The organism is Cupriavidus taiwanensis (assembly GCF_900249755.1).
Taxonomy (GTDB): domain Bacteria; phylum Pseudomonadota; class Gammaproteobacteria; order Burkholderiales; family Burkholderiaceae; genus Cupriavidus; species Cupriavidus taiwanensis_D.
This window is the reverse complement of the sequence record NZ_LT976853.1, coordinates 1,884,344-1,889,261: the sequence shown is the minus strand read 5'-3', so window position 1 is coordinate 1,889,261 and position 4,918 is coordinate 1,884,344. Positions and strand designations below refer to the sequence as shown.

The 4,918-nt window shown below is 67.8% G+C and carries 4 protein-coding genes; all 4 read right to left on the bottom strand.

All coding sequences use genetic code 11. The annotated features are described in order from the left end of the window. Positions 1-364: 364 nt before the first annotated feature. Complete coding sequence (locus CBM2594_RS08635) at positions 365-2,731, bottom strand: DNA polymerase II (RefSeq protein ID WP_116356471.1); 2,367 nt, start codon at positions 2,729-2,731, stop codon at positions 365-367. 59 nt (positions 2,732-2,790) lie between these two features. Further along, complete coding sequence (locus CBM2594_RS08630; protein ID WP_116356470.1) at positions 2,791-3,288, bottom strand: VOC family protein; 498 nt, start codon at positions 3,286-3,288, stop codon at positions 2,791-2,793. 188 nt (positions 3,289-3,476) lie between these two features. After that, complete coding sequence (locus CBM2594_RS08625) at positions 3,477-4,079, bottom strand: glutathione S-transferase family protein (RefSeq protein WP_116356469.1); 603 nt, start codon at positions 4,077-4,079, stop codon at positions 3,477-3,479. A 62-nt stretch (positions 4,080-4,141) separates the two neighbouring features. Beyond that, a partial coding sequence (locus CBM2594_RS08620) for a biotin/lipoyl-containing protein (RefSeq protein WP_290367790.1) occupies positions 4,142-4,918 on the bottom strand: 777 nt, incomplete at its 5' end.

Sequence of the window (4,918 nt, the reverse complement as noted above, 5' to 3'; positions counted from 1 at the left end):
TTTTAAGCTAAAAGACCGGAGTCTTTCGCATCCGCTATCAAGCGCCCACACTTATCGGTTGTTTGTTTGTTAAAGAACTTCGCCACCCGGCTTTGCCGTTCAGCGCGCTGCGTTGTCTGCAGCGAAGGATCGAGACTTTAAAGAAATTTTTTCGATTAAGCAACTGATTTCGAAAAATTCTTTATTGCGCCGGGCGCCCTCTTTCGAGTTAATTCTTGCGCGCCGTGCCCGCCTCGTTTCCGCCCCGTTACGCGCTGCCTTGCGAACGAGGGGGCGAATCTTAATGCCTGGGGAGCCGGCCTGGCAAGCACTTTTCTGAATGACGGGGAAAGCGCCGGGTGCGGCACATCTCAGCGCAGCCGGCTTATTGCGGAAACAGCGCCATCTGGCCCGACAGCAGCGTCTCGAAGGCGTCGTCCAGGAACGGCAGGATCGCATCCGCAATCGGCTCGAGTTGCCGGGTCACATAATGCGCGTAGTCGATCGGCGCGGTGCGCGCCTCGAGCGGTTCAGGTCCCGCCACGGTCATCACATAGCTGATCCAGCCGCCGTGCTGGTACTGGCGCGGCCTGCCGAGGCGCGCGTTATGGGCATCGGCAAGGCGCGCGGCCCGAACGTGCGGCGGCACGTTGCGCTGGTAATCGTCGAGCTTGCGCCGCAGCCGCTTGCGGTAGACCAGTTCTTCGTCCAGTTCCCCGGCCAGCGTGCGGCGCACGATGTCGCGCACATAGTCGGCATACGGCTCGCGGTTGAAGACCTTTTCATAAAGGGTCTGCTGGAAGCGCTGCGCCAGCGGCGACCAGTCGGTGCGCACCGTCTCCAGCCCCTTGAACACCATCTCGCGCTTGCCGTCCGGCCGCTCCACCTGGCCGGCATAGCGCTTCTTGCTGCCCAGGTCGGTGCCCCGGATGGTCGGCATCAGGAAGCGCCGGAAGTGCGTCTCGAACTGCAGCTCCAGCGCGCTCTCCAGCCCATAGGTTTGCCACAGGTGGTCGCGCCACCAGTCGTTGACGTAGGCGACCAGGCTGCGTCCGATCTGCGTGGCGTCGGCTTCGGTGCGGGCGCGGCGCAGCCAGACGAAGGTCGAGTCGGTGTCGCCGTAGATCACCTCGTAGCCGCGCGCCTCGATCAGCGCCCGGGTCTGCCGCATGATCTCGTGCCCGCGCATGGTGATCGAAGACGCCAGCCGCGCGTCGAAGAACCGGCAGCCGCTGGAGCCCAACACGCCGTAGAACGCGTTCATGATGATCTTGAGCGCCTGCGCCAGCGGCTTGTTGCCATCGCGCTTGGCCGCCTCGCGGCCCTGCCACACCCGCGCGACGATGGCCGGCAGGCAGTGCCTGGTCCGCGAAAAGCGCGCGCCGCGGAAGCCCGGCACCGCATCGGCATCGTCCGGATTGGCCAGGCCTTCGACCAGTCCGACCGGGTCGATCAGGAAGGTGCGGATGATCGACGGGTAGAGGCTCTTGTAGTCCAGCACCAGCACGGACTCGTACAACCCGGGCCGCGAGTCCATGACGAAGCCGCCGGGACTGGCCTCGGGCGCCTTGTCGCCCAGGTTGGGCGCGACATAGCCCTGCCGGTGCATCAGCGGCATGTACAGGTGCGTGAAGGCCGCCACCGAGCCGCCGCTGCGGTCGGCCGGCAGGCCCGTGACCGTCGCGCGTTCCAGCAGGAACCGCAGCAGCTCCGTCTTCTCGAAGATGCGCGTCACCAGTTCGCAGTCGCGCAGGTTGTAGCGCGCCAGGGCCGGCTTGTCATGGGCGAACATGCGGTCGATGGCGTCCATGCGGTCGTACGGATTGTCGATCGCCTTGCCCTCCCCCAGCAGCGCCTGCGCCACCGCTTCGAGGCTGAACGACGCAAAGCTCCAGGTGGCCGAGCGCAGCGCCTCGATGCCGTCGATGATGAGGCGCCCCGGCGCGCTGGCGAAGAAGTGCTGCTGGGCGTTGTGCTCGCGCCATTCCATCTCGGCGCCGCCCCGCCCCAGTCGCAGCGGCACCTGGAACTGGCGCGCCTGCTCCTGCAGCACGCGCAGGTCGAACTGCACCAGGTTCCAGCCGATGATGGCATCGGGATCGTGATCGGCCAGCCACTGGTTCAGCCGGTGCAGCAGTTCGGGCCGCGTCGCGCAGTAGGTAAGCGGGAAACCGACGTCCCCTGGCGTTTGCGGCGCGGGCCCCAGCACATAGACCTGTCGCTGGCCGCAGCCTTCCAGCGCGATCGAATACAGTTCACCCGCCGCGCTGGTTTCGATATCGAGCGACACCAGGCGCAGTGCGGGCCGGTAGTCGGCCGACGGTTTCATCTGCGCGTTGCGCAGCACGCCGCCGGCATCCGGCTCGCCGTCGAACCACACCGGCGCGGTGATGAAGCGCTCCATCAGGTAGCGCTCCGGCGGGCGGATATCGGCTTCGTACACGTCCACGCCGGCGTCGCGCAGCGACCGGGCAAGCTGGAGCAGTTGCCGGTGCTGCGAACAGTACAGCCCCAGCACCGGCCTGCGCTGGAAATCGCGCAGCGCCAGCGGGCGCAGTTCGACCTCGCGTTCGCGGCACAGCAGCGCCTCGGCGCGCTCGCGCTGCGCCTGCGGCACGAACGCGACCGACGGCTGCGGGGCCAGGCGCAATCGCCGCGGCCCGTCATCGGTGGCCAGCCAGAATTCGACTTCGGTGCCGCCTGGCGTATCGCGCCAGTGCCGGGTCAGGATGAAGCCTTGCTGGAGTGCCACGTTGCGAAATCAGGAATGGGGTGGTTCGATGTTGCGGGTGCCGGCCGGCGGCCGCGGGTTCAGCCCGGTGATGCGTTGTCGCCCCGCCTGGCTGCCTCGATCGTTGCGATGTCGATCTTGCGCATCGTCATCATCGCGTCGAACGCGCGCTTGGCCGCGGCGCGGTCCGGGTCGGTGACCGCCGCCAGCAGCGCGCGCGGCGTGATCTGCCATGACAGGCCCCAGCGGTCCTTGCACCAGCCGCATTCGCTTTCCTGGCCGCCGTTGCCGACGATGGCGTTCCACAGCCGGTCGGTCTCGGCCTGGTCGTCGGTCGCGATCTGGAACGAGAAGGCCTCGCTGTGCTTGAAGTGCGGGCCACCGTTCAGCCCGACACACGGGATGCCGGCAACGGTGAACTCCACCGTCAGCACATCGCCCTCCTTGCCGTCCGGATAGTCGCCCGGCGCGCGCATCACGGCGCCGACCGCGCTGTCGGGAATGGTCTTGGCATAGAAGTTCGCCGCTTCCAGCGCATCGCGGTCGTACCACAGGCAGATCGTGTTCTTGCTAGGCATGTTGCGTCTCCTTGAAGACACGGCGCCGGGAATCCGGCGCCGGGTGGGCCAGCGTGCCGTTGCGACCGGCGCCGTTGGCCGGGACTCCAATGTCTCACACTCCGGGGGCACAGCAGGATGCGGCCGCATCACATGAAGAGCACGCCCGCAGGCATGCAGCGCCGCAAGGCACGCCGGCCCGGTCCCGGTCAGCCCTTCGCCGCGCGCACGAACGCGTCGCGTGCGGTGATGCGCTTGACGTAGTCCTGGATGCAGCGGCTCTCGCTTACGCGCGGCGCGCCGAACTGGCCCGCCCACGCCAGCGATGCGCCCAGGTAGACGTCCGCGGCGCTGAAGCTGTCGCCCAGCACGAAGGGGCCTGGCGTCAGGGCTTTCTCGATCGCGTCGATGACTTCGTCATAGTCGCCCCAGCCAACCGTCTGCTTGGGCAGCGGCGCCTGGGCGCGCATCATGCGGTCGGTCAGCGCGGGCTCGAAGCAGCTGCCGCAGAAGAACAGCCAGCGCAGCACCGTGCCGCGCGCGGACGAGCCCGGCGGCGGCATCAAGCCGGCGTTCGGATAGGCATCGGCAAGCCAGGCGATGATGGCGCCGTTTTCAGTCAGCACGGTGCCGTCATCGAGGACCAGCGTGGGAATCTTGCCCATCGGATTGATCGCGAGGAAAGCCGGCGCGCGGCTTTCCCCCTTGGCGATATCGATGTGCTGCAGCGCGTAGTCGGCGCCGACCTCCTCCAGCATCCAGCGCGCCACCGACGCGCGGCTCTGCGGGTTGTAGTAAAGCGTCATCGTCATACCGTCCTCCTGGCCTCGGCCCTATGGATTGGAGGCAGCAGGATAGCACCGACCCGGCGCGGTCAGGCGCTGAACGCGAGCAGTTGCGCTCCCTCCGAAACCTGCTCGCCGATCCCGTAGAGCACCTCGCTGACGACACCGTCGGCCGGCGCGCAGATGGTGTGCTCCATCTTCATCGCCTCCATCACCAGCAGCGGCGCGCCGCGCGTGACCGTGCTGCCGGCCTCGACCATCACGGCGATGACCTTGCCCGGCATCGGCGCAGTCAGCTTGCCGCCCTCGCCTTCGGCCTCTCCGGCATGCGCCAGCGGATCGATCCAGGCGAGCGTGGCGTGGCGGCCGCCGTGGAACACGTGGAACTCGTCGCCCTCCAGGTGCACCTGTCCGTGCGCGCGCCGCGTGCCCAGGTTGACGCGGATATCGTCCGCCTGGCAGGTGTAGGCGAAGGGCGCGGCCTGGTCCGCATAGATCAGCGTGCTGCCGCGCTCGTTGCTGTTCAGCGTCACCTCCAGCACCTGCTCGCCATAGCCGAAGCGCAGCGTGCGCGACACGCCGCCGTTCAGCCGCCACGCGCCCGCGTGCGTCCACGGCGAGTGCGGGTCGGCGGCATCGATACGCAACTCGCGCGCCTCGCGTTCCAGCAGCGCTGCCACCGCCAGCGCGATCGGTTCCATGCCGACCGGCGCCGGCGGCGGGAACAGGACCGCCTCGTTGCGCTCGATCAGGCCGGTGTCGAGATCGGCGGTACGGAACGCCTCCGACTTCACCAGCCGCTGCAGGAACGCCACGTTGGTCGACAGCCCCACCACGTGATACGCCGCCAGCGCCTGGCGCATGCG